The organism is Aneurinibacillus soli, assembly GCF_002355375.1.
GTDB lineage: Bacteria > Bacillota > Bacilli > Aneurinibacillales > Aneurinibacillaceae > Aneurinibacillus > Aneurinibacillus soli.
In genome coordinates this window covers 439,270-462,500 of sequence record NZ_AP017312.1, presented here as the reverse complement: position 1 = coordinate 462,500, position 23,231 = coordinate 439,270, and the positions used below count along the sequence as shown (strand labels likewise).

Genomic DNA, 23,231 nt, shown 5'->3' with positions numbered 1-23,231 from the left:
ACGTTCTGTAATGTATGTTATTAACCACCTATTTATTCAGATGAACCAGGCAAGGAAAAATACATCTGCAAATCGCCCCCCAAATTCTTATTGTAATTCCACAACAACAGTACTAAAATGATCTGATGCTCGGACACAGTCCGAACGCGGTTCGCAAACTCCCGCGTTACCAAAACTAAGGAGGATTCATGTAACATGTTTAACTTTTATTACGGGGCTCTGTTTGTCATCGTGAACTTTGCCTTGTTCCTGCTCTGCTATCGCTTCTTCGGGCGGACTGGACTATACGCCTGGATCGGGGTGGCAACCGTACTTGCCAATATTCAAGTTACCAAAACAATCGAAATGCTTGGCATTGTGATGACGCTTGGGAATACGATGTATGGCACCATTTATTTGACCAGTGATCTGCTAAACGAGAAATACGGCGAAAAAGCAGCCAAAAAAGCGGTCTGGTTTGGCTTTTTTACGCTCATTATGACGACGATTATTATGCAGATGGTACTTGTATTCGAACCAACTGCCGATGATTTTGCACAGAAGCCGCTTGAGAAATTATTCGGTCTGATGCCTCGCCTGGCACTCGGCAGCCTACTGGCATATTTCATCAGTCAGTTTCTTGATGTACGTATTTATACGATGCTAAAAAAGGCGTTCCCAAAATATAATCAGCTCTGGATTCGCAACAACGGAAGTACGATCATCAGCCAGTTTGTGGACTCCCTTGTATTCTGCACAGTCGCATTTGCATTTTTTCATCCATGGCATGTGTGGTGGCAAATCTTGATTAGCACGTATTTGATTAAGTTTGTGATCTCGCTTGCTTCAACGCCGGTTCTGTATGTGGCGCGAACATTTAAAGTAGATCAGAACGACTAGAATAAACCCCCGGCTCATATGAGAAGAGCCGGGGGTTTCCTACATATGATAGCCTACTCTGCAACATCCGCCTAGAAATTGAATACGATGTGGTGACTATTCCATGAAAGGTGCGATGCTTCATGTCGGATTTTCGTATTCCCGTCATCGGCGATCCCTTCCCATCTCTCACTGTTAAAACAACACTCGGCACAATCAAACTTCCGGATGCCTATCAGGGAAAATGGTTTATCCTGTTCAGCCATCCCGGAGACTTCACGCCTGTATGCACAACCGAGTTTGTATCATTCGAAACGATGCGCCCGCAATTCGCTGCCCTGAACTGTGAACTCATCGGTCTTTCTGTTGATCAGGTTTTCAGTCATCTGAAATGGATTGAGTGGATTCGCAAGCACTTGAATGTAAATATTACATTTCCAGTCATCGCGGATGCTCTCGGACATACCGCACGCCGTCTTGGCATGATGCATCCAGAGCACGGAACCGCTACAGTTCGCTCCGTATTCATTATTGATGACCGCGGTGTTATTCGGCTTATCCTACAGTATCCGGCAGAAGTTGGCCGCAATATATCAGAGATTCTTCGGGCCGTGCAAGCTCTGCAAACCGCAACCTCTCAAAAGGCTGCGACCCCAGCTAACTGGCCATGTAATGAGCTGATTGGTAGCCACCTGATCGTTCCGCCTGCAGATAGCGTACAGGAAATCGCCAAGCGAAATGAACAGTGTGCGAAACAAGAAATCTCTTGTTATGACTGGTGGTTTTGCTTTAAAAATCATACTTCGTGAAATACGCACCCAGATAAAACAAACCTGCTTCTACTAAATAGAAACAGGTCTGTTTGCTATGAGTTAAATAACTTTTTATATGTCCCATACCCTTCCCGCTCCAAGTCCTCCTTCGGAATAAAGCGAAGAGCTGCAGAGTTAATGCAGTAGCGCAATCCAGTTGGGGCTGGCCCATCATGGAACACATGACCAAGATGAGAATCCGCCTCCTTGCTACGCACTTCTGTACGCACCATAAAATGGCTAAAGTCCATCTTCTCCTTAACCTGTTCCGTCTGCAACGGCTTCGTAAAACTCGGCCAGCCACAACCGGAGTCGAACTTGTCCAATGAACTAAACAGCGGCTCTCCAGATACGATATCCACATAAATCCCTTCTTGCTTATGATCCCAAAATTCATTACGGAACGGCGGTTCTGTTCCGTTGTTCTGTGTTACTTCATACTGCATCGGCGTAAGCTTCTGCTTAAGCATTTCTTTGTCTTTTTGCGAATTCCAGTGTTCCTCAATAAACGCCTGCCGCCCTGAGCCATACCGATATGCCTTATAATGCATCGGATTTTTTTTATAGTAAGCCTGATGGTAATCTTCAGCCGAATAGAACGGCTCAGCAGGAAGAATCTCCGTTACGACCGGCTTATCAAACCGTCCGCTTGCTGCAAGCTGCTGCTTCGATGCTTCTGCTTCCTCCCGCTGCCGTTCACTGTGGTAAAAAATCGCCGTCTGATACGACTGACCCCGATCATGGAATTGTCCGCCCGGGTCGGTCGGATCGATTTGCTGCCAGAAGGTCTCGAGCAGCTTCGTATATGGAAATACATCCGGTTCAAATGTAATCTGTACCGCTTCATAATGACCCGTCGTATCTGAACATACCTCTTCATACGTTGGATGTTCCGTATGCCCGCCTGTATAGCCGGATACTACCTTTATAATTCCCGGCTGTTCCTCAAATGGGGCTACCATGCACCAGAAACATCCACCCGCAAATGTCGCCAGCTCCACATACCCGCTTCCTGTCGTGCTCATCAAATCCCTCCTTCTATTAAGTAGCTGCTAAACCATACTTCGGCTGATTTTATCATAAGACAACTGACGAACGTAGAAAAGACAAGTTGCCTGTTCAATATGCTTTCCTTATGTAGTTTCTCCTCATTTAGCTAATCATCACAGTTTTTATCCAAAAATAAACATGAAAGATCATGTTTTACTGCGCGTATTTCAGAAAATTTCATGTGATTTTCTGTGGCATAATTATATAATAATAAAACAGTTTGCATAATTATTGATTTACAACCAAAACATCATAGAAAGAGAAGGGAGCAAGACATCACATTGTTATTATCTTCAATTATCTTGTACATGGCCGGAATGCTACTGATTGGCTGGTATGCGTATAAGCGTACCTCTGATCTGTCAGACTATATGCTTGGCGGTCGTACGCTCGGACCAGCTGTTACGGCATTAAGTGCCGGTGCCTCCGATATGAGCGGCTGGCTTATGATGGGTCTTCCAGGTGCAATGTTTTCTCAAGGCCTCAGCTCATCGTGGATCGTGATCGGACTCACACTCGGTGCCTACGCCAACTGGTTGTATGTAGCGCCACGTCTTCGCACATATACAGAAGTAGCAGGCAACTCTATTACGATCCCAGAATTTTTGGCCAACCGCTTCGGCGACACATCCAACATGCTACGACTGATTTCCGGCCTTGTTATTATGGTTTTTTTCACGTTTTATGTATCGTCCGGCCTTGTATCCGGTGCGGTTTTATTTGAAAACACATTCGGCATGAATTATCATACAGGCTTATGGGTTGTGGCAGGTGTTACCGTTGCTTATACGCTGTTCGGAGGTTTCCTGGCTGTCAGCTGGACAGACTTCGTGCAGGGCTTAATTATGGTGATCGCCCTCATCCTTGTCCCAACTGTTACAATTCTCTATACGGGCGGCTTATCTGACACATTCTCGACCATTCATTCCATTAATCCGCAACTCTTAAACATATTCCAGGGTGCACAGTTTATTGGTGTTATTTCTTTGTTCGCCTGGGGACTCGGATACTTTGGTCAGCCGCATATTATCGTGCGCTTTATGGCGATTTCATCTGTAAAAGAAATTAAAAAAGCCCGCCGTATCGGCATGGGCTGGATGATTTTCTCTGTTGCTGGCGCTATGTTCACAGGCTTGATCGGGATTGCATTCTTCTCTAGACAGGGCATCAAACTTGCTGACCCGGAAACCGTATTTATCGAGCTCGGCAAAATTTTGTTTCATCCAATCATTACTGGCTTCTTGCTGGCGGCCATTCTCGCAGCTGTTATGAGTACAATATCCTCACAGCTTCTGGTAACGTCGAGCTCACTGACAGAAGACATCTACAAAACTTTCTTCCGTCGGAAAGCGACCGATAAAGAGCTGATGCTCGTAGGCCGTTTATCCGTACTGCTTGTATCCATTGTAGCAGTCATCATCGCCTTTAATCGCAATGATACCATTCTAAATCTGGTGGGCTATGCCTGGGCAGGCTTCGGTTCTTCATTTGGTCCGGTTATTCTCTTAAGTCTCTACTGGAAACGCATGAACCGCTGGGGCGCTCTCGCCGGGATGATTGCCGGGGCAGCTGCTGTAATCATCTGGACGAATGTCCCGCTGTTTACCGCAACCAAACTGTACGAAATGATACCGGGCTTCACCATGAGCCTGCTGGCGATTGTACTCGTTAGCCTTCTTACGACTAAGCCAAATACGCGCATTGAATCCGAATTTGAGCAAGCGCGCCAGATGACATAAGAAAATCTTTTCATAAAAAACCCTTCGTTTCTTAGCGAAGGGTTTTGCTATGCCGTGTATAGAGGAATTGGCCTCGAAATCGAGAATAGTTGTAGGTATAAAACTCCATCAGAAAAGTGGTGTATACATGTCTACTTATTTAAAAACACTCTGTACAATTTTCCCCATTATTCAGGAAGCAACCGGGCACGAATATTTAATTGCCATTTCTGACCTGGAAAAATTCATTTTTTATAGTGCCAGTAAGCATCTCGACTTTAAGATAAAACATCATGAGCCTGTCAAACCAGGTAGCGGTACTATGCGAGCCTTAGAAACAAGCCAAAAAGTTGTAGCTAATATTACAGACACAACTTTGTATGGCGTTCCTTATACCGTAACCAGCCTCCCGATTCATGATCAGGGCGAACTTGTCGGTTGCCTGACCGCCATCCGTCCGGTTGAGAAAGAAAATCAGATGAAAGACATGGCAGCACGTCTTTCTACTGCTATGGAACAGATGAAGCATACAATGGATACGATCTATTCAATGTCGGAACAGGTCTCGACCTCCACCGAACGCATTAATGAATCGGCTCGCGTATCGAATGACTCCGTCAAACGTACCACTGAAATCGTCAGCACCATCTCCCAGCTTTCCAACCAGACGAAAATTCTCGGTTTGAATGCCAACATCGAAGCAGCACGAGCTGGAGAAGCCGGGCGGGGCTTTGTTGTGGTGGCTAAAGAAATCCAGCGACTCGCGGATGATAGCGGTAACTCAACTCGACGCATCAATGATTTTATTGGTGAACTTGGCAAGAACGTTCAAACCATCAATAAGGAAATCGAGGAACTCTCTAGCTTTTCCAAAGAAACGACGTCCACCATTCAGCAGATGACTGACATGGTCAATGAATTACAAACGATGTCTACTGATCTGCATAAACTAGCAAAAATCGATTAGCATTCGCTTGTACTCCACGATATGGTTGATATAATGTAGAGAAACTCGTACAATTTATTAAAAACCTAAAATTTCGTACGGAATAAGGAGTAATCTACATGACTATCTATAAAGCACTTACCATCGCAGGTTCCGATACAAGCGGCGGAGCTGGCATGCAAGCAGATCTCAAAACATTCCAGGAACTCGGCGTATTCGGCATGACAGCGCTCACTGTTATCGTAGCGCAAGACCCGAAACGCGATTGGTTCCATGACGTATTTCCGATTGATCTTACAACACTAGAAGCACAAATCGAAACCGTACTATCTGGAATTGGCGTAGATGCAATGAAAACAGGCATGCTTGGTTCTATTGAAATCATTGAACTCGTTGCCCGTAAAATTGAGCAATACGGCTTGAAAAATGTTGTTGTAGACCCGGTTATGGTTTGTAAAGGAGCAGACGAAGCCCTGCATCCAGAAACGAATGAATGCCTGCGCGACGTACTCGTACCAAAATCGCTCGTTGTCACACCAAACCTGTTTGAAGCCGCACAACTAAGCGGACTGGCTCCAATCAAAACGGTAGACGATATGAAGCAAGCCGCCGCGAAAATTCAGGAACTCGGTGCGAAATATGTTATCGTAAAAGGCGGCGGCAAGCTCCAGCATGAGAAAGCTGTCGACGTTCTGTACGATGGACAAACATTCGAAGTGCTTGAATCAGATCGTTTCGAGACCACATTCACCCACGGTGCTGGTTGCACCTATTCCGCTGCAATTACAGCAGAGCTGGCAAAAGGAAAACCAGTGCGTGAAGCAATTGAAACCGCGAAAGAATTCATTACTGCGGCGATTCGCCATTCTTTTGCCCTTAACAAATATGTAGGCCCAACTCATCACGGCGCATACCGTCGTCAGGCAGAACTAGCTGTAAAATAAGCATAGAAAAAGAGTGCCTTTTCCTTGGGCACTCTTTTTCTATGAAACATCGTTAAAATAAACCAAGCTGCTGTGGATTAAGATTGTCGTATGTAATACCGAGCATATCAATCAGTTGCTTGGCATTGCCAGCCGCATGACCACCAGAATTGTTATTAAAAATCACACAAATTTCATTTGTCTGTTGCTGAAGCTGTTCTAGATTTTCTTTCCACTCCTGAAGCTCTGTTTCATTATAGCGATACAGATAACGCACTTCACGCCAGTTCGGCTGTCCACTCGAATGCCAGCCCGCTACATTACGCCCGTGCATACGAACAAGGGTAAGCTTTCGACTGGTCGCATGTAACACAGTAGGGACCGATCCCATCCCGGCCTGCGGCTCGTCACAGATACTATGAATCCACCCTTCTTTCTCCATGAAGGCAAGCGTCTGCTCCCGCCGTACGGAATCAAACCATGTCTGATTTCGAAATTCAAGTGCGATGGGTATATCTTTCATTTTCTCTCTTGTGTAGCGCAAAATTCCGATATTCTTCCCATTGCAGTCAAACCACGGTGGATATTGAAATAGCACTGCCTTGAGTTTTCCTGCTTCTATAACCGGCTGAATGGATTGAATAAACGCATCAAACATCTCACCCATGCTGCTAAAAAACTGTTTTTTACCGCGCAAATGTCCGGTCATTCCCTGATACGCCTTCACAACAAAACCGAATCCATCCGGCGTTTCTTGATTCCACTTCACGTAGTTTTTGATCGGCTGTACGGCATAAAACGAGCTGTCTACTTCGACAACCGGGAAATGAGCGCTATATACCGTAAGCTTCTCGCTACTTTTTACTTTGACTCCCTTATACAGATCGTCATGATCTCCCCAGCCGGTAAGACCAATATTAATCATCTGTCATCCTTCCTGTCTTCATCGCCTGCACGATTTGCCGCAATCCTTCCTTATACGATGTTTGTGGCAATGGACCGATACGCGCTTCATACTTGGCACCGGATAGCACAACTGGCTCTTCTGTCAGATACATCATCTCAGCAATCTCTCGCATATCACGGCTGAATAATCCTAGAAAGCGTATCATGCCTGTCGTAACTGTTCCTATGCTTTTGGTATACCCTGTTTGCTCGCGAATCATCGCAATTAATTCATGTCCCGATACTACGCCGGAACCTGGGATGTTCCAGCGCTCTCCATACGTATCGTCTCGAAGCGCCAGTTCCGCAGCTGCCTTCGCTCCATCTGGTGTAAAAATATACTCACGCCGCACATTCTTGTTGCCAACGAACATGGCACGCTTCCCAGCAAGCACCGCCTGAAGTGTGTGGCTCAAAATCGTATTATGCGCATTCGGCCCATAGAAATCAGGGAAGTGAAGCACCATTGTCGGTATACCAGAAGCGTGCGCTTCTTCTGCTATCTGTTGCATTTTTACCCGGATACGCCCCTTCTTTGTATGCGGCTGCCGCGTGGCTTCTTCCCCTACCAATGCACCTGAACTTCTTCCGTATGCATAAATATTATCAATTAGAACAAGCTTTGCACTATTTTTTTGTGCCGCCTGCACCGCATTTTTCATAATGAGCGGATGTCCTTCAATCCAATCCTTATAAGGCACACTAACAGTGTGAAAGATCACGTCTACATCACGAGCGGCTTCTTCGACATCATGCTCATTACGAGCATCCCCACTTGCCATCGTTACATCTACCATGTGCCCGAATAACATCGCAAGCTTGTTATTGTTTCTCGCAAACGCAACTACTTCAATCCCCCTGCTCACCAGTTCACGTACAAGCGCATCACCCATACCACCAGAAGCTCCCAACACTAATGCTTTCTTCATTTCTTATCCCTCCTTATTAACCTATGGTCAATTAATAGATAAAAAAATTTCTGCCTCATTTCTGCACATTTACTTACTTATTCCTTGCAAAATATACGATACGTGCGCTTTTGCCAGTTCTTCCACCTCTTCAAACGTCTGCCCAGACCTACAATAATGGGAAATGAATCCATGAAGAGACAAAAATAACGACCACATTGCAGAAATGCTCACTTTATTCTCACTCAAATCGCTAACAACACGGGAAAATTTTTCATAACTTTCATTCGGTGCCTGATGAAGATAGCTTTTGACCTCTTCGTCCTTAATCAAAAACATGATCTCATAATGACTCTGATGGCGCAGACCAAACTCAATGAATCCAAGCAGAATGCGACGCAACTTCTCGCCTGCTGTTGTTTGCGGCAAAGCAATCAGCTCCTCAAGCGTCGTATCTAGCAACAAAAAGTCCTGCTGCACGAGCGCATAAAACAGCTCTGCTTTGTTTTTAAAGTGATAATAAATAGCACCATGACTGTACCCTAATTCTCGAGCAATCTGCCGCATGGAAACACTCTGGTACCCATGCTGCACGAACAAATCACGCGCAGCTTCTAGAATACGTTCCCGGCTCAATTCCTGCTCAACCGCTTTTCTTGCTGCCACAAGTATCTTCCCTTCTTAATTAACCACTGTATAATTAAACGTTACCATATCCTTCTAAAAAGTAAAGCCCGCATATGCGGGCTTATAAAAAACATGCGATTACGATTTTCGAAGCACCAACTGATCCAGTGCCTGTTTGGCTTGTTTTCTTGCTTCCTCCACCGTAGTAGAAGAAGAGAGTGTGACGGCAATGCGACGACCGACTTTTGTGACTGGTTTGCCAAAGATTCGAATTTGCGTATTCGGAGTCGCCAACGCTTGCTCTACTCCCTCGATCCGATAGTCGTCCAACTCTTCTTGTGCCTTAAATGGGCGGCTTGCTCCTGGTGTGTTCAATGTAATCTCAGGAATCGGAAAGCCCAAAATCGCTCGAACATGCAGCGCAAATTCAGAAAGATTTTGGGTAACAAGGGTTACCAGGCCCGTGTCATGTGGGCGAGGGGAAACTTCGCTAAAATACACTTGATCTTTGGCGAGGAAAAGCTCGACACCGAACACGCCGTATCCACCAAGAGCATCCGTAATGGTTTTTGCAATTTCTTTCGCTTTTGTGATCTGCTCTTCTGTCATGTTATGTGGCTGCCATGACTCAATGTAATCCCCATCCTGTTGAATATGGCCAATCGGAGGGCAAAACAATGTCCCATTTACAGCACGAACGGTAAGAAGCGTAATTTCCGATTCAAAACGGATAAATTCTTCCACAATCACTTTTCCGTTTTTCGTCCGTCCTCCTTCTTGCGCTACATGCCAGCAATTCTCCAGATCTGCTTCACTGCGGCAAATGCTTTGACCTTTGCCAGATGAACTCATAATAGGCTTCACGACACACGGGAATCCCATTGCCTGAACCGCCTGCTGGAATTCTTCATATGTATCAGCAAATTGATAACGTGCGGTAGGAAGCTGTAATGTTTCGGCAGCTAATCGTCGAATCCCTTCACGATCCATGGTCAGTTTGGTAGCTCGTGCTGTTGGAATGACATGATATCCTTCTTCTTCTAGCTTGACTAGCTCTGATGTAGCAATCGCCTCAATTTCCGGAACAATCAAATCTGGCTTTTCTGCTTCAACGATTTGGCGAATCTCCTTTGGATTCAGCATATCAATCACATAGCTGCGATGAGCGACTTGCATAGCCGGAGCATCTGCATACCGATCAACCGCAATCGTTTCGATTCCAAGCCTTTGCGCTTCAATCATGACCTCTTTGCCTAATTCTCCTGATCCAAGCAACATTATTTTTTTAGAATGATACATAGTATCCTCCCTCTATTTCATCTTTATAAGCACATTATATACGAACGATACCAACAATAGCACAATATAATATTCGATTATTCGTGTATAGAACGAACATTTTTTCAATTTTATTAAGCATAAAGAGGGAGAAAAAGAAGAAAGCCCGCATACGCGGGCTTATAAAAAACGCTTAGCGCGGACGCAGTGTAAGACTTACCTGCTTGCCGCTTACCTGTATGCCTTTTTCCTGCTGGGCACATTCCGCAAGATCAGCTGCTAACTCCGAAACAAGCTTGCGAGCTGCTTCCGTCTCCTTGCGCTGTAGCTTCACATTGAGTTGTACCCAGTCACCGCCACGAATGATTTTTTCAGCCTGGCGTTTTTTTGTGTCGTAATCATGCTCTTCAATATCAGCATTGAGACGAATTTCTTTAATCTTCGGGCCCTTTTCCTGTTTGCGCTGGGTCTGTTTTTCTTTTACCTTCTTCTGCTGTGCATCCTGACGCGCCATCAGCCGACACGGCGGCGGGCTGGATGCAAGCGACAGACAAACGAGATCGACTCCTGCTTCTTTTGCCAGCTTTAGCGCTTCTTTCGTGGATATGATCCCGAGTTCTTCCCCGTCCAAGCCGGTCAGTTCCACTTCTGATGCCTTAATTTTCTCATTCAAAATCATCGTATCGCCCCTCTATTGTATGGTTGCACGATGATTATAGCATGTTTATCCCATCAGGCTGCTGTAGTGAATTCCTGTGAATTTATCTATATCTTCACTCTTTCGATCATATCCCTTTATAATGAAAGATAGAATCAAAATGCACCCCTAAAGGAGTTATCACATGGAATTCACGCTTTCGAACACAGAACGAAAACGACTTGTCCGTCCGGCACAGCGGATTGTACAAGCTTATCATATGATTGAAGACGGTGACCGCATCGCTGTCGGTGTCTCCGGCGGCAAAGATAGCTCGACACTGCTTTATGTGCTTACAGCCCTCCAGCGCCAGCTCTCGGTCCGGTTTGAAATTGTACCCATCAGCCTTTCTCTCGGGTTTGCCGGAATGAATATGTCCCCGCTTGTCGAGTTCGTAGAGAAACTGGGTCACACGCTACATGTGAAAGAAACGGAGATCGGTAAAGTCGTCTTCGATATCCGCCAGGAGAAAAATCCGTGTTCCCTTTGTGCCAATATGCGGCGCGGTACGCTGTATGAATATGCGAAAGAGCTAGACTGCAATAAGGCCGCACTCGGCCATCATCTCGATGATGCAATGGAGACATTTTTCATGAACTTATTATTCAACGGCAAAATGGGGTCCTTCCATCCGAAAACGTATCTTGACCGCGCGGACATCACGCTCATCCGCCCACTCGTTGGCATTGAAGAGGATACGATTGAACGTTTCATCGAAACCCGGAACATTCCCATTATCACAAACCCATGTCCGGCTAATAAAAAGACGAAACGGGAGGAGATAAAGCAGTTGATTGATAGCCTAAGCAGCCAGTACCCGGATCTGCGGCAGAAGTTTCTACATGCCATTCAGACAGCCGATATGGGAGACTTCTGGCATCTACATCAGGCCTAATGTATGAAAAAGAAAGGACGGGCAGCATGAAAAGACTCTCCAACCGTTTTTCAGCCCAGCAACTTCTTGTGGGCGGTTATTTTCTAGCAACGTTCCTATCTGTCATCCTGCTGATGCTCCCTGTTAGTCTAAAAGAAGGCGTTACACTTTCATTTATAGATGCGCTTTTCATTGCGACAAGCGCTGTAAGTGTAACGGGACTCGCTACGGTTAATCCTGTCGATACGTTTAGTGTATTCGGCACATTTGTTCTGATTTTCGCCTGTCAGATCGGTGGGATTGGCATTATGACGCTTGGGACATTTCTCTGGATTCTGCTAGGAAAAAATATCGGACTCTCGTATCGTATGCTCATCATGACCGATCAGAACCGAAATAATCTATCTGGGCTTGTTCAGTTGATGAAACTCGTAATTGGCATGGCTGTTTTCTTTGAAGCAATTGGAACGATTATTCTCGGATTTTACTTCTGGGGAACCGGTTATTATGCTACGTGGTACGAAGCGTTTTATTATGCACTCTTTCATTGTGTCTCCTCGTATACGAATGCTGGGATCGATATTTTCGGGAATTCTATGCTCGGATTCTCGCATGATTATTTCGTACAAAGTATTACGATGCTACTTATCATGCTTGGTGCAATCGGGTTCCCTGTGCTTGTCGAAGCATATGAATATTTCATTAAAAAATCTCGACCGTTTCGCTTTTCTTTGTATACGAAACTTACGACGCTTACCTTTTTCTTTCTGATTATAACCGGCTTTATCGGTATACTGGTAATCGAAAATAACCAGGCATTCGCAGGTATGAGCTGGCATGAAAAAATATTCTATGCATTATTCAATTCGGTTACAACCCGAAGCTGTGGTCTCGTAACAATGAACATGACAGATTTTAGTACGCCTACACAGTTCCTTATGAGCATGTTTATGTTTATTGGGGCAAGCCCTTCTAGCGTAGGAGGGGGTATTCGTACTACGACGCTTGCTATTATGGTACTTACCGTTATTGCATATGCACGCGGTCATCAAGAAGTCCAATTATTGGGACGCTCCTTGTATCAGACGGACATTATCAAAAGCTTCGTTGTTTTTACCGTCTCCTCAATTACCGTATGCACCAGCATTATTATTCTACTAATTCTTGAGCATGACCGTTTTTCTGTGATGGAAGTTATTTTTGAAGTATGCTCAGCATTCGGAACTACAGGACTTTCACTCGGAATTACAAGTAATCTTTCCACGGTTAGCCAGTGCATCATTGTTCTGCTTATGTTTATGGGTCGAATTGGTGTGCCGGTTCTGTTATTCATTTTCAAAAACAAACAACAATCACGTCTTCGCTACCCCGGAGAGCGCGTGATGATTGGATAAATACTCAAAAAAAGCAGGAGAGCGCCTGGCTCTCCTGCTTTTTCTTATCCTACACCGAGATAGGCTTCTTTTACTTTTGGATCATTTAGCAGGTCTTCCGAGGAACCGGATGCAACCAGTCTGCCTGTTTCCAGCACATATCCTTTATGTGCCACCTTCAGCGCCTGACGCACGTTCTGCTCAACGAGAAGCACCGTTGTTCCTTCCTCATTGATCTCGCGGATAATTCGGAAGATGTCTGCGATAATGAGTGGCGCAAGCCCCATAGAAGGCTCATCGAGCAAAAGCAGCTTCGGACGCGACATAAGCGCCCGAGCAATCGCCAGCATCTGCTGCTGGCCCCCGGACAGTGTACCTCCGAGCTGCGATACACGCTCGCGCAAAATCGGGAAGCGGTCCATAACTTTCTCGATATCTTGCTTCACCTCATGATCACGGCGCTGAAACGCCCCCATCTCCAGATTTTCTAGCACGGTCATCTTAGACAAAATCGCCCGGCCTTCTGGAACAAGGGAGATGCCCCGCTGCACAAGCTGGTCAGGACGCATCCCGGTAATATCTTCTCCCATAAATTCAATCCGACCCGCTTTTGGCTTGAGTACACCCGCAATTGTCTTCATGGTCGTCGTCTTACCCGCACCGTTCGCCCCGAGCATCGTAACAACTTCTCCCTGCGTTACTTCAATATCGATGCCTTTCAGTGCCTGAATGTTGCCGTAATATGTTTCAACCCCAGTCAGTTTTAACATGCTTATTCATCCTCTTCCTTACCTAGATACGCTTCAATTACTTCCGAGTTATTCTGAACATCTTCCGGCTTTCCACCCGCGATTTTCTTCCCAAAGTTAATAACCGCCAGATGATCACAAATGTTCATTACCAGCTTCATGTCATGCTCGATCAGTACAACCGTTACGTCCATTAACTGAATGCGTTTGATCAGGTGAAACAAATCATCTGTTTCACTTTCATTCATGCCTGCCGCCGGCTCATCAAGCAAAATTAACTTTGGCTCAGTCGCTAACGCCCGAGCGATTTCGAGACGACGCTGCTGACCGTATGCCAGATTTTCTGCGATTGTATCTCCGTATCCATCCAGACCTACAATATCAAGTAATTCTTCAGCTCTCGCCCGTGTACGACGCTCTTCTTCCTTCTGTGAACGGGTGCGTAATACACTGCTGAGCACACCAGCCTTCGTCCGGCCATGTGCACCTACCATTACATTCTCTAAGGCAGAGATATGGTCAAACAATTTAATATTCTGAAAAGTTCGCGTAATACCAAGTTCTGATATTTGATGCGGCTTCATACCGCTAATCGCCTTACCCTCAAATGACACAGTGCCCGAAGTCGGTGGAAAAATCGAGGTAATAACATTAAATAACGTCGTTTTCCCTGCCCCATTCGGACCGATCAAACCAAAAATCTCTCCTTTTTCCACTTCAAAACTTACTTCTGTCAGCGCCGCCAATCCGCCGAAAATCTTGCTTACGTTCTCAAGTTTCAAACTCATGACGACACCCCTTTCTTATTGACCGATTTTTGTTTACGCGTACGCCATGCGGTCAATCGACGCCACGTAGAAGCATCGAGAATCCCTTGCGGACGGAATGCCATCATAAAGACAAGCAATGCCCCGTAAATCATCATCCGATATTCACTCGCAAAGCGCAACGCTTCTGGAAGCAGTGTCAGAAGGGTTGCACCAAGCAATGGCCCCCAGATTACGCCACTTCCGCCAAGCACCGCAAAAATTAAAACTTCAACCGCTTTATGATAGTTAAAGTCTGCCGGGCTAATAAAGAACGTTACATGCGCAGATAATGCCCCCGCCATACCAGCAATCATGGCTCCTTGTACGAATGCAAGAACTTTGTAGTATGTCACATTAATCCCCATTGCCTGTGCGGCACTCTCATCGCCGAGAATTGCCTCATATGCACGTCCTACACGGGATTTTCCCTGACGATATACGAATAAAATCAGCAGAACCAGCAGAACAATGAGCACGATAATCGTAAGAAGGGAGGAGAATTGCGGCACGCTTAACCCCAGTGCTCTAGATTGAATTCCCATATCCCGAAGAATTTTTACAAGAGATTGTCCAAGCTGGGGAATACCATTCAAGCCGAGTGCCCCATTCGTAATCTCCATGTTATTCAACACAACCCGTACCATCTCACCAAAACCGAGCGTACAAATCGCCAGGTATACCCCGCTCAATCGCAGAGCAGGAATCCCGATCACAAGCCCAGCTACACCCGCAAGCAAGCCACCTGCCATAATTCCTACAGGCATCGGTAGCTGAAGTTTAAGCGTCAGCAACGCCGATGCATATGCGCCAATGCTCATGAAGCCAGCCGCTCCGAGTGAGAGCTGTCCGGTTGAAAGCGGCAAATACATGCTCATTGCCAGCATACAGTTAACCAAAATAAAAATACCAATTTGCAGTACGTATGGATTTAACAAGTCATGCACTGCAATCACCGCCTAACTGGCTGCTTGGAGCCGAAGATACCCTGTGGTCTGAGAAGCAGAATTACGATAATCATACCGAATGCGACCGCATCCCGATATGCGGAATCTCCGTATACAACTGCCAGTACTTCTGTTACGCCAAGAACCAGGCCACCTACCATCGCACCTGGCACGCTTCCCATTCCACCCAGAATGATAATCGCAAGCCCTTTAAGGCCCACAGAGACGCCCATCGTCGGCGTAACGGCATTAAAGCCCATCCCGACGAGAACACCCGCCAGGCCGCCTAATGCAGATGCCAGCAGTACGGTAAGCAAAATAATTCTTCGCGTGTTTACCCCAAGAATCGCCGCCGTCTCGATGTTTTCCGCTGTAGCACGCAAAGCTCGTCCATATCGTGTTTTGCCTAACCACAACTGAAGTGCGATCATCACCGCAACTGCAATAGTGAAAATAATAATTTGGACCAGTGAAATGCGAACCGAACCCACTTCATACGTTACGTTTGTAAACGGAATGGGAAAAGGCTGCGTCTCTGGTCCAAATAACTTGTGAGCCAAATTTTCGAGAAAAATAGAAATCCCAATTGTGCTAATCAAAGATGCCAAGTGCGAAGCACCCTTCTGTCTGCGCAATGGGCGCAGTGCAATCCATTCCATTAAAAGTCCAATCAACATCGTAGCAATAATAGCAGCTATGATTGCCATAAGGAGTGATCCCTTATAGTGTAGTACCGTCATCAGTCCGACAAATGCACCGAACATGAAGATCTCTCCATGTGCCATATTAATAATTTCTAAGACCCCGAAAATCAACGTATACCCTAGTGCAACTAGGGCATACGTACTTCCGAGGGTTAATCCGTTAATGAGCTGTTGTGTCAGCATCCGAACAATCCCCTTTATTTCACTAACTTAAATTCTCCATTTTCGATGTGGAGGACTTTAACTTCCATCACCGGGTTACGCTTTTCGTCGAACTTGAACTTACCTGTTACACCTTCAAAATTTTTCAAACTTTTCAACGATTCCTTCAGTGCTTCACGGTCATCTGCTTTGCCTGAATTTTTGAGGGATGTGGTCATGATATAAAGAGCGTCATATGCCTGAGCTGCGAACTGGTCCGGTTTCTTGCCATACTTTTGCTCATATTTCTTTACAAATGCATTAGCCTTCTCAGAACCACCTGGATACCATGGGCTTCCTACGTACGCATTGTTAGCAGCTGCACCTGCCTGTTTAACCAGCTGCGGTGAGTTAAAGCCATTACCCCCGATAAACGGAACATTAAGCCCCATCTCTCTTGCTTTAGAAAGAATCAAGCCGCCTTCTTTATACAGAGAAGATACGAGTACTGCATCCGGTTTTTTCGATGCAATAGATGTCAGTTGTGCACTGTAGTCTGTATCCCCATCGGCAAATGTTTTTGTATCAACAATTTCAAGTCCAAGCTCTTTTGCTGTCTTCTCCATTGTCTTGTAACCCGACACACAGAAATCATTGTTGCTAGAATACATGAGCGCTACTTTCTTAACTTTTTCTTTCTCAACTACCTTCTTGATTGTTTGCGGAATCGCAGTCGATTCTGGAAGCGCATTACGGAACACATACTCCCCAATATCGGTAATCCCTTCCGCTGTTGTAGATGTACCCATGATCGGTACGCCATTCTGGTTAGCCACTGGTGCAGCCGCAAACATCTCACCACTAAGTGTAGGCCCAATAATACCGACTACATTATCGTTATTAATCAGCTTATTTGTAGCTGTGATTGCCTGATCTTTTTTACCAGCTGAGTCTTCAATCACAAGGTCAACTTTAAGCTTTCCTTTATTTTCTTGATTCAGCTCGTCCTGTGCCAATTTCAGGCCATTTGTGATGGCTTCTCCATAAGCAGAGCCGCTTCCTGTAAGGAAAGAAACAATCCCGATCTTAGCAGTCTGCTCCCCCGAAGACTTTCCACTTCCTCCTGCATTACTCTGCGGAGTGCCACCCCCACATCCTGACAACAACCCTAATGAAAGTGCTGCTGTTGCCGCTATACTCATCCATTTTTTCGAAATCATCTCTCTAGTCCCCTTTTATAGTATTTTTAAAAAAATATCATTTTTTATAGTTTTCTGTCAACTGAAAACATACGTTAAGCGTTTTCATTAACAAGTTCTAAGAACCTTTTTATCGTACGGCGAATATGTGCCTGCATTTCTCGCTCTGCTTCTTCGCTATTTTTCATCTCCAGTGAATGAGCGATTCTTTCATGATCAGAGATCGCAGTCACAAACAGATCACATCGATTTTCGAGAATGACACTGCGCATATAAATGGCTTTTTCTTTAATACCTGTAAGCAAGTCAATGAGCTGCCTGTTGCCTGACGCGCGGGTAATAATATCATGAAAAGCCTGATCCCACACACTCGCTTCATCTGGTCTATTACTCTCAATAGCCGCCCGCATTTTTTCGATCGTATTGGTAAGCTCACGCCTGTCTTCAGCCGTAAGAAATGCTGCCGCAAGACGCGCAGAAAGTCCCTCAAGGCTTTCACGACATTGAAACACTTCTATGATATCGCTAACAGTAGGTCGATACACATATACAGAACCCTCTCCCTGTACAAGTAATCCGTCCTGGATAAGCATCCGAAATGCTTCTCGAACAGGTCCCCGACTAATACCCAGACGTTCTGCCAGCCTTGCTTCTACCATACGTTCACCAGGTCCATATTCTCGTCGCAGAATCAAACTTTTTATTACTTGATATGCCTGAATATGCAGAGGTTCAGCTTTTGTAATACTATCCATCCACATCAACTCCATTTCTTTATATAAAAAATCTCTGTGCCGCGATGCAGCACAGAGACCCTACTACTCCAAATACATATTATTGTACTTGAGAGTTGAAAGACATAACCCAGATAGATCCACCTACGATTGTAACAACAAACACCATACCAAGAATGAGTGCCATTACGTTGTAGCGCGGGCGCTCTCCTTCACGAATATGCATGAAGAAGAACAGCTGAATCAGGAACTGAAGAACTGCCATCACCAGGATCGATGCAATAGTAGCAACCGGGCTAAGCATGTGTTTCACGACGATCATAATCGGAATGATACTAAGAATGATCGACAGAACAAACCCAATAATATACGACTTTACGGAACCATGATCTTCATGGTGTTGATGTTCGTGTGCCGACATCTTACATCACCCCCATCAGGTAAACAACAGTGAACAGGAAGATCCACACTGCGTCAAGGAAGTGCCAGTAAAGGCTAATAATCATAATCTTACGCTTCGTTACACCTGTAATGCCACGGCGCAGAAGCTGGAAGATCAGACCTGTCATCCACAAAAGACCAATACTAACGTGCAGACCGTGTGTACCTACAAGTGTAAAGAACGCGGACAGGAATGCACTACGGCTGATTGTTGCACCGTCATGCGCAAGTGTAGCAAACTCATTAACCTCAAGACCAACGAATGCCAGACCGAGCAACGCTGTGATTACAAGCCAGCCAATAAGAGCATTGCGGTTGCCCTTATTCATAGCCAGTACAGCCAGACCGCTTGTGAAACTACTTGTCAAAAGGATAAACGTCTCAGCAACAAATATAGGAACCTCAAACAGTTCCTTACCAGTCGGACCGCCGTCCGTGTGTGTACGCAGGACAACGAAGGTTGCAAATAACGTACCGAAGAGAATGCAGTCCGTGATAAGGAAGATCCAGAACCCGAGCATCTTGAGAGATGTCTCGTGTTCTGTATGATCATGATGGTGATCATGGGCAGCTGCTTGTGCCATTATACAACCCTCCCCAATGAAGCCTCGGTGCGTTTAACTTCGTCAACAGGAATATAATAATCCGTGTCATAGCTAAAAGAACGGGCAAACATACACAGTCCTACACCAATAAGACCAATCACGCCTGGAACGATCATCCATGAGAACGCCGTTTCCATTGTCAGACCGAAACCTGCTAGGAACCAGCATGCTCCCATTACGAATGGAATACCGGAATTCTTCGGCATATGAATCGATTCAAGCTGTGGTTTTTCTGCTTTGTAACCTGGTTTTTTCATTTCTTCTTTAGTCAGATACCAATCGTCGAAACCTTTAACCTGCGGTACAACTGCGAAGTTGTATACAGGCGGCGGAGATGGAATCGACCACTCAAGAGAGCGACCTGTGCCCCAAGAGTCTGTAGCGTTGCTGCGCTCTGCATACAGAATACCGTGAATGATCTGCCAGCCCTGGAACAGGAAGCCGACACCCATCAGGAACGCACCAACAGTCGACACCATGTTGAGCGGAGCCCAACCCATGTCCCAACCGTATGTGTACAGACGACGAGTCATACCCATGAAACCAAGAGCGTACTGCGGCATGAAGCACACATAGAAACCGATGTTCCACAGCCAGAACGCCCATTTACCAAGACGATCGTTCAGCTTGAAGCCGAAGATTTTTGGCCACCAGTAGTACAGACCCGCCAGATACGGGAATACTACACCACCGATCAGTGTCTGGTGGAAGTGAGCAACCAGGAAGTAACTGTTGTGATACTGATAGTCAGCTGGAGCGACAGCAAGCATAACCCCTGTTGCACCACCGACTACGAAGCATGGAATAAAGCCCATTACCCAGAGCATTGGCTGAGATACTTCAATCCGACCACGGAACATTGTAAACAGCCAGTTAAATACTTTAACCCCTGTTGGAATCGCAATGGCCATTGTCGAAATAGCAAAGAATGTGTTAACGTCAGCGCCTGCACCCATCGTAAAGAAGTGGTGAACCCATGTGAAGTAGGAAACAACGCTGATAACCATCATGGCGAATACCATGGATTTGTACCCGAAGATCGATTTCTTCGAGAACGTACTTACTACTTCAGACAAAATACCGAACGCTGGCAGAACTACGATGTATACCTCAGGGTGACCCCACATCCAGATCAAGTTGACATACATCATTGGGTTACCGCCACCGTCAATTGTAAAGAAGTGAGCGCCAAAGAAACGGTCCATAAACAGCAGTGCAAGAGAAATGGTCAGAACCGGGAAAGCGAAGATAATGATGATGCAGGCGGCCAGAACAGACCATGTGAACATCGGCATTTTCATCAATTTCATGCCCGGAGCACGCATTTTAAGGATCGTTACAAGGAAGTTAATCCCTGTCGCAAGGGAACCAATACCAGAAATCTGGACACCCCAGATATAGAAGTTCTGACCTGGTCCGTGACTAAATGCATTTTCCGAAAGCGGCGGATAACTCAGCCATCCAGCGTCTGGAGAACCACCGATTACGAACGAAAGGTTGAATAGCATTGCACCGAAGAAGAACAACCAGAAACTTACGGAGTTCAGGAACGGGAATGCAACGTCACGTGCACCAATTTGCAACGGCACAACCCAGTTGAACAGGGCGAACATGAATGGCATCGCCATGAACAGGATCATAATAGTACCGTGCGTTGTAAAAATTTCATTATAGTGTTCAGAATGCAGGAGCTTCATGTCCGGCGCTGCTAGCTGAACACGCATTAACAGGGCATCAACACCGCCACGGAACAACATGAGAAGAGCAGCGGTGAAGTACATTGTACCGATCTTCTTGTGGTCAACTGTTGTAATCCATTCGCGCCACACATAACCCCATTTTTTGAAATATGTCAGAACGAAAAGAGCTGCAAGACTGACCAGTACAATCGAAACATCCGCACCATAAATCATCGGGTCGCCCGTAACAAAAAACGTAGATGCGAAAGTTTTGATGTTTTCTAACATATGGATTTCCTCCTTCCTTTCGCGTTATTTATTCGTACTTTCTTGAGACTTTTCACCTTTTGTAGCCTCTTTATGTTCGAAGTGGCCAGTGTGGTTGTCCCCACCGTTTTCCATAACGCGCTCTTCAAAAATCCCTTTCGGATAAGAAGAGTACTCTTTTTTATCTGCAAGACCTTTTGTTGTAACAAGCTTGTCATAATCTGCACGAGTCATAGCTGGGGCTGTATGTTTTACATTGGCAGCCCATTGATCAAACTTAGCTTGATCTTCTGCAATTACTTTGAACTGCATGTGTGCAAAACCTGCGCCTGTGAAGTTAGCGCCTGAACCGAAGTATTCACCTGCATGGTTAGCTTGTATGCCCAGCTTCATTGCCATACCCGGCATTGTGTACGTCTGACCTGCAAGTTGCGGAACCCAGAAAGAGTTCATCGGTGCATTGTCTGCTGTTACCTGGAACTCAACCCGTTTGCCAACCGGCATGTGTACTTCGTTTACCGTAGCGATGTCTTGGCCCGGATAATGGAATACCCATTTCCAGTCCATAGATGTAGCCTGAATCACCATTGGTGGCTCTTCAGTTTTTGGCGGGTTCGCCAAAGCGAATGTATCACGTGCTGTGAAATAACCCAGAATACCGATAATGACAATTGGTACCCCCCACCAGATGATCTCAAGCACCTTATTATCGTCCCAATGCGGGGCATAAGGTGCATTGTTGCCTGGCTTATCACGGAATCGATATACGACATACGCGAAGATAGCCAGAACCGGAATCACGACGATTGCACAAAGAATTGTGGAAATCACAATCATTCGGTATTCCACTTCAGCAACGGGACCTTTTGGATCTAACACGATGTATTGCTCGCATCCAGACAAAAGGACCATTGCCAAAGCTGCCATGATGAAAAACCCAGACCGACGTAGCAGCTTTTGTTTGCTCACCTTGTTTCATCTCCTCTCTTACGCATCCACCCTAAGATGATGTAGAACATTTAATAGCGCTTTTATAATATCAGAGATAATCGCACTCCGCTTGTTCGTTTTACTATTATTCATCAATTCGTCACAATTGAAACACGAAACTTTCTCAGATTCTCCACACCTACTCTTTTAAGTCAGAAAAAGGACTATGAAAACTGAGCAATATTTAATGTAGGAATAAATTTCGGACAAAGATTTAGCATTGTTTTCATACATTTGTATGTGTACATAGGACAAACTCTCCGAATTCACAATATGTTGCATTTTTCTTACTGTGTATGCACAAAAAAAGCGCTACAATAAGACACGTGAATCGTTGTTTTTGTCGACGATTGGCTACGCTAAAACTAAAGAGAGATCAAGGAGTGATTTTAACAATGAATCAACAGGTAAAACAGCGCAATTATACGCCGATTATTGTGGTTCTCACAATTGTCATTAACTTACTTGTCGCTGTTCTATACTTCATGCCGAAATACAAAGGTCTTGGCGACATTAATCTAACGTTTCTTCCGTTTTTCAATGCTGTCATGAATAGCTTCACATTTATTTTCCTGGTGGCTGCTCTCTATTCAATCAAACAAAAAAACATTCAGCGCCATCGCCGCTATATTTTTGCAGCTTTCACAACAACAACTCTTTTTCTTGTCTCGTATGTAACATATCACGCAATGGCACCATCTACACACTATGGCGGAGAAGGGATTCTGCGACCGATCTACTACTTCGTTCTTCTCACACACATCGTTCTGTCTGCTGTTATCGTTCCGCTGGCACTTATTACGGTAACACGCGGTCTGAATATGCAGGTGGACAAACATCGGAAGATCGCTCGCTGGACGATGCCGCTCTGGCTGTATGTCAGCCTTACCGGTGTCATTGTATATATCATGATCTCACCCTATTACTCATAGAGACCCAGACAAAAAGAACCGTCGCACT

At 45.4% G+C, this 23,231-nt stretch carries 24 protein-coding genes; 8 read left to right on the top strand and 16 right to left on the bottom strand.

The features are described from left to right. The first annotated feature begins 195 nt into the window (after positions 1-195). Both CB4_RS02395 and CB4_RS02390 read left to right on the top strand, forming a co-directional pair. Positions 196-879, top strand: a complete 684-nt coding sequence (locus CB4_RS02395; protein WP_096463423.1) for a queuosine precursor transporter — start codon at positions 196-198, stop codon at positions 877-879. A 122-nt stretch (positions 880-1,001) separates the two neighbouring features. Beyond that, on the top strand, positions 1,002-1,667 hold the full coding sequence (locus tag CB4_RS02390) for a peroxiredoxin (protein ID WP_096463422.1): 666 nt from the start codon (positions 1,002-1,004) through the stop codon (positions 1,665-1,667). A 56-nt stretch (positions 1,668-1,723) separates the two neighbouring features. Here CB4_RS02390 and msrB read toward each other — a convergent pair whose 3' ends face one another. Then, the gene (gene msrB, locus CB4_RS02385) at positions 1,724-2,695 is read right to left on the bottom strand and encodes a peptide-methionine (R)-S-oxide reductase MsrB (RefSeq protein ID WP_096463421.1); all 972 of its coding nucleotides are present in this window, start codon (positions 2,693-2,695) and stop codon (positions 1,724-1,726) included. Positions 2,696-3,028: 333 nt separating this feature from the next. Between msrB and putP the strand changes: the two genes are divergently transcribed. From putP to pdxK, 3 genes are all read left to right on the top strand, one after another. Then, a complete protein-coding gene (putP, locus tag CB4_RS02380; protein ID WP_231956120.1) occupies positions 3,029-4,459 on the top strand; it encodes a sodium/proline symporter PutP in 1,431 nt (476 codons plus the stop codon). Between the two features lie 127 nt (positions 4,460-4,586). Then, on the top strand, positions 4,587-5,405 hold the full coding sequence (locus CB4_RS02375) for a methyl-accepting chemotaxis protein (RefSeq protein ID WP_157737762.1): 819 nt from the start codon (positions 4,587-4,589) through the stop codon (positions 5,403-5,405). A 98-nt stretch (positions 5,406-5,503) separates the two neighbouring features. Beyond that, positions 5,504-6,328: a pyridoxine/pyridoxal/pyridoxamine kinase gene (gene pdxK / locus CB4_RS02370; RefSeq protein WP_096463418.1), complete on the top strand. Its 825-nt coding sequence runs from the start codon at positions 5,504-5,506 to the stop codon at positions 6,326-6,328. A 52-nt stretch (positions 6,329-6,380) separates the two neighbouring features. On the opposite strand, the gene CB4_RS02365 is transcribed toward pdxK, so the two are convergent. The 5 genes from CB4_RS02365 to infC all read right to left on the bottom strand — a co-directional run bounded on the left by CB4_RS02365 (position 6,381) and on the right by infC (position 10,744). Then, on the bottom strand, positions 6,381-7,232 hold the full coding sequence (locus tag CB4_RS02365) for a DUF72 domain-containing protein (protein ID WP_096463417.1): 852 nt from the start codon (positions 7,230-7,232) through the stop codon (positions 6,381-6,383). Next, positions 7,225-8,181 carry an SDR family NAD(P)-dependent oxidoreductase gene (locus CB4_RS02360; RefSeq protein WP_096463416.1) on the bottom strand — a complete coding sequence of 319 codons (957 nt, stop codon included), beginning with the start codon at positions 8,179-8,181 and terminating at the stop codon, positions 7,225-7,227. Before CB4_RS02360 ends, CB4_RS02365 begins: the two co-directional genes overlap by 8 nt. Positions 8,182-8,250: 69 nt before the next feature. After that, a complete protein-coding gene (locus CB4_RS02355) occupies positions 8,251-8,826 on the bottom strand; it encodes a TetR/AcrR family transcriptional regulator (protein ID WP_096463415.1) in 576 nt (191 codons plus the stop codon). A gap of 99 nt (positions 8,827-8,925) precedes the next feature. Continuing rightward, positions 8,926-10,086, bottom strand: a complete 1,161-nt coding sequence (purT, locus tag CB4_RS02350) for a phosphoribosylglycinamide formyltransferase 2 (protein ID WP_096463414.1) — start codon at positions 10,084-10,086, stop codon at positions 8,926-8,928. 172 nt (positions 10,087-10,258) lie between these two features. Then, positions 10,259-10,744 (bottom strand): translation initiation factor IF-3, encoded by a 486-nt coding sequence (gene infC / locus CB4_RS02345; protein WP_096463413.1) that lies wholly within the window; start codon positions 10,742-10,744, stop codon positions 10,259-10,261. Between the two features lie 163 nt (positions 10,745-10,907). On the opposite strand from infC, the gene CB4_RS02340 reads away from it, so the two are divergent. Beyond that, complete coding sequence (locus tag CB4_RS02340) at positions 10,908-11,657, top strand: tRNA 2-thiocytidine biosynthesis TtcA family protein (RefSeq protein ID WP_096463412.1); 750 nt, start codon at positions 10,908-10,910, stop codon at positions 11,655-11,657. A gap of 26 nt (positions 11,658-11,683) precedes the next feature. Further along, positions 11,684-13,030, top strand: a complete 1,347-nt coding sequence (locus CB4_RS02335; protein WP_096467594.1) for a TrkH family potassium uptake protein — start codon at positions 11,684-11,686, stop codon at positions 13,028-13,030. A gap of 44 nt (positions 13,031-13,074) precedes the next feature. Here CB4_RS02335 and CB4_RS02330 read toward each other — a convergent pair whose 3' ends face one another. The 10 genes from CB4_RS02330 to CB4_RS02285 all read right to left on the bottom strand — a co-directional run bounded on the left by CB4_RS02330 (position 13,075) and on the right by CB4_RS02285 (position 22,250). Then, complete coding sequence (locus CB4_RS02330; RefSeq protein WP_096463411.1) at positions 13,075-13,779, bottom strand: ABC transporter ATP-binding protein; 705 nt, start codon at positions 13,777-13,779, stop codon at positions 13,075-13,077. A gap of 2 nt (positions 13,780-13,781) precedes the next feature. Beyond that, positions 13,782-14,546 carry an ABC transporter ATP-binding protein gene (locus CB4_RS02325; RefSeq protein WP_096463410.1) on the bottom strand — a complete coding sequence of 255 codons (765 nt, stop codon included), beginning with the start codon at positions 14,544-14,546 and terminating at the stop codon, positions 13,782-13,784. Continuing rightward, on the bottom strand, positions 14,543-15,517 hold the full coding sequence (locus CB4_RS02320; RefSeq protein WP_231956228.1) for a branched-chain amino acid ABC transporter permease: 975 nt from the start codon (positions 15,515-15,517) through the stop codon (positions 14,543-14,545). Before CB4_RS02320 ends, CB4_RS02325 begins: the two co-directional genes overlap by 4 nt. After that, entirely contained in the window at positions 15,517-16,398 is an 882-nt protein-coding gene (locus tag CB4_RS02315) for a branched-chain amino acid ABC transporter permease (protein ID WP_096463409.1), read from the bottom strand. The genes CB4_RS02320 and CB4_RS02315 overlap by 1 nt, the downstream gene beginning before the upstream one ends. 14 nt (positions 16,399-16,412) lie before the next feature. Continuing rightward, complete coding sequence (locus CB4_RS02310) at positions 16,413-17,576, bottom strand: ABC transporter substrate-binding protein (protein WP_096463408.1); 1,164 nt, start codon at positions 17,574-17,576, stop codon at positions 16,413-16,415. 74 nt (positions 17,577-17,650) lie between these two features. Continuing rightward, positions 17,651-18,310 (bottom strand): GntR family transcriptional regulator, encoded by a 660-nt coding sequence (locus CB4_RS02305; protein WP_172890752.1) that lies wholly within the window; start codon positions 18,308-18,310, stop codon positions 17,651-17,653. A 79-nt stretch (positions 18,311-18,389) separates the two neighbouring features. Further along, the gene (gene cyoD, locus CB4_RS02300; RefSeq protein WP_096463406.1) at positions 18,390-18,710 is read right to left on the bottom strand and encodes a cytochrome o ubiquinol oxidase subunit IV; all 321 of its coding nucleotides are present in this window, start codon (positions 18,708-18,710) and stop codon (positions 18,390-18,392) included. A gap of 1 nt (position 18,711) precedes the next feature. Next, positions 18,712-19,314: a cytochrome o ubiquinol oxidase subunit III gene (gene cyoC, locus CB4_RS02295; protein ID WP_096463405.1), complete on the bottom strand. Its 603-nt coding sequence runs from the start codon at positions 19,312-19,314 to the stop codon at positions 18,712-18,714. Then, positions 19,314-21,302 (bottom strand): cbb3-type cytochrome c oxidase subunit I, encoded by a 1,989-nt coding sequence (locus CB4_RS02290; protein ID WP_096463404.1) that lies wholly within the window; start codon positions 21,300-21,302, stop codon positions 19,314-19,316. Before CB4_RS02290 ends, cyoC begins: the two co-directional genes overlap by 1 nt. A gap of 24 nt (positions 21,303-21,326) precedes the next feature. Continuing rightward, positions 21,327-22,250, bottom strand: a complete 924-nt coding sequence (locus CB4_RS02285; RefSeq protein WP_096463403.1) for a cytochrome c oxidase subunit II — start codon at positions 22,248-22,250, stop codon at positions 21,327-21,329. Positions 22,251-22,666: 416 nt separating this feature from the next. Between CB4_RS02285 and CB4_RS02280 the strand changes: the two genes are divergently transcribed. Then, positions 22,667-23,203, top strand: coding sequence for a DUF420 domain-containing protein (locus CB4_RS02280; RefSeq protein ID WP_096463402.1), 537 nt, complete (start codon positions 22,667-22,669; stop codon positions 23,201-23,203). Positions 23,204-23,231 lie beyond the last annotated feature (28 nt).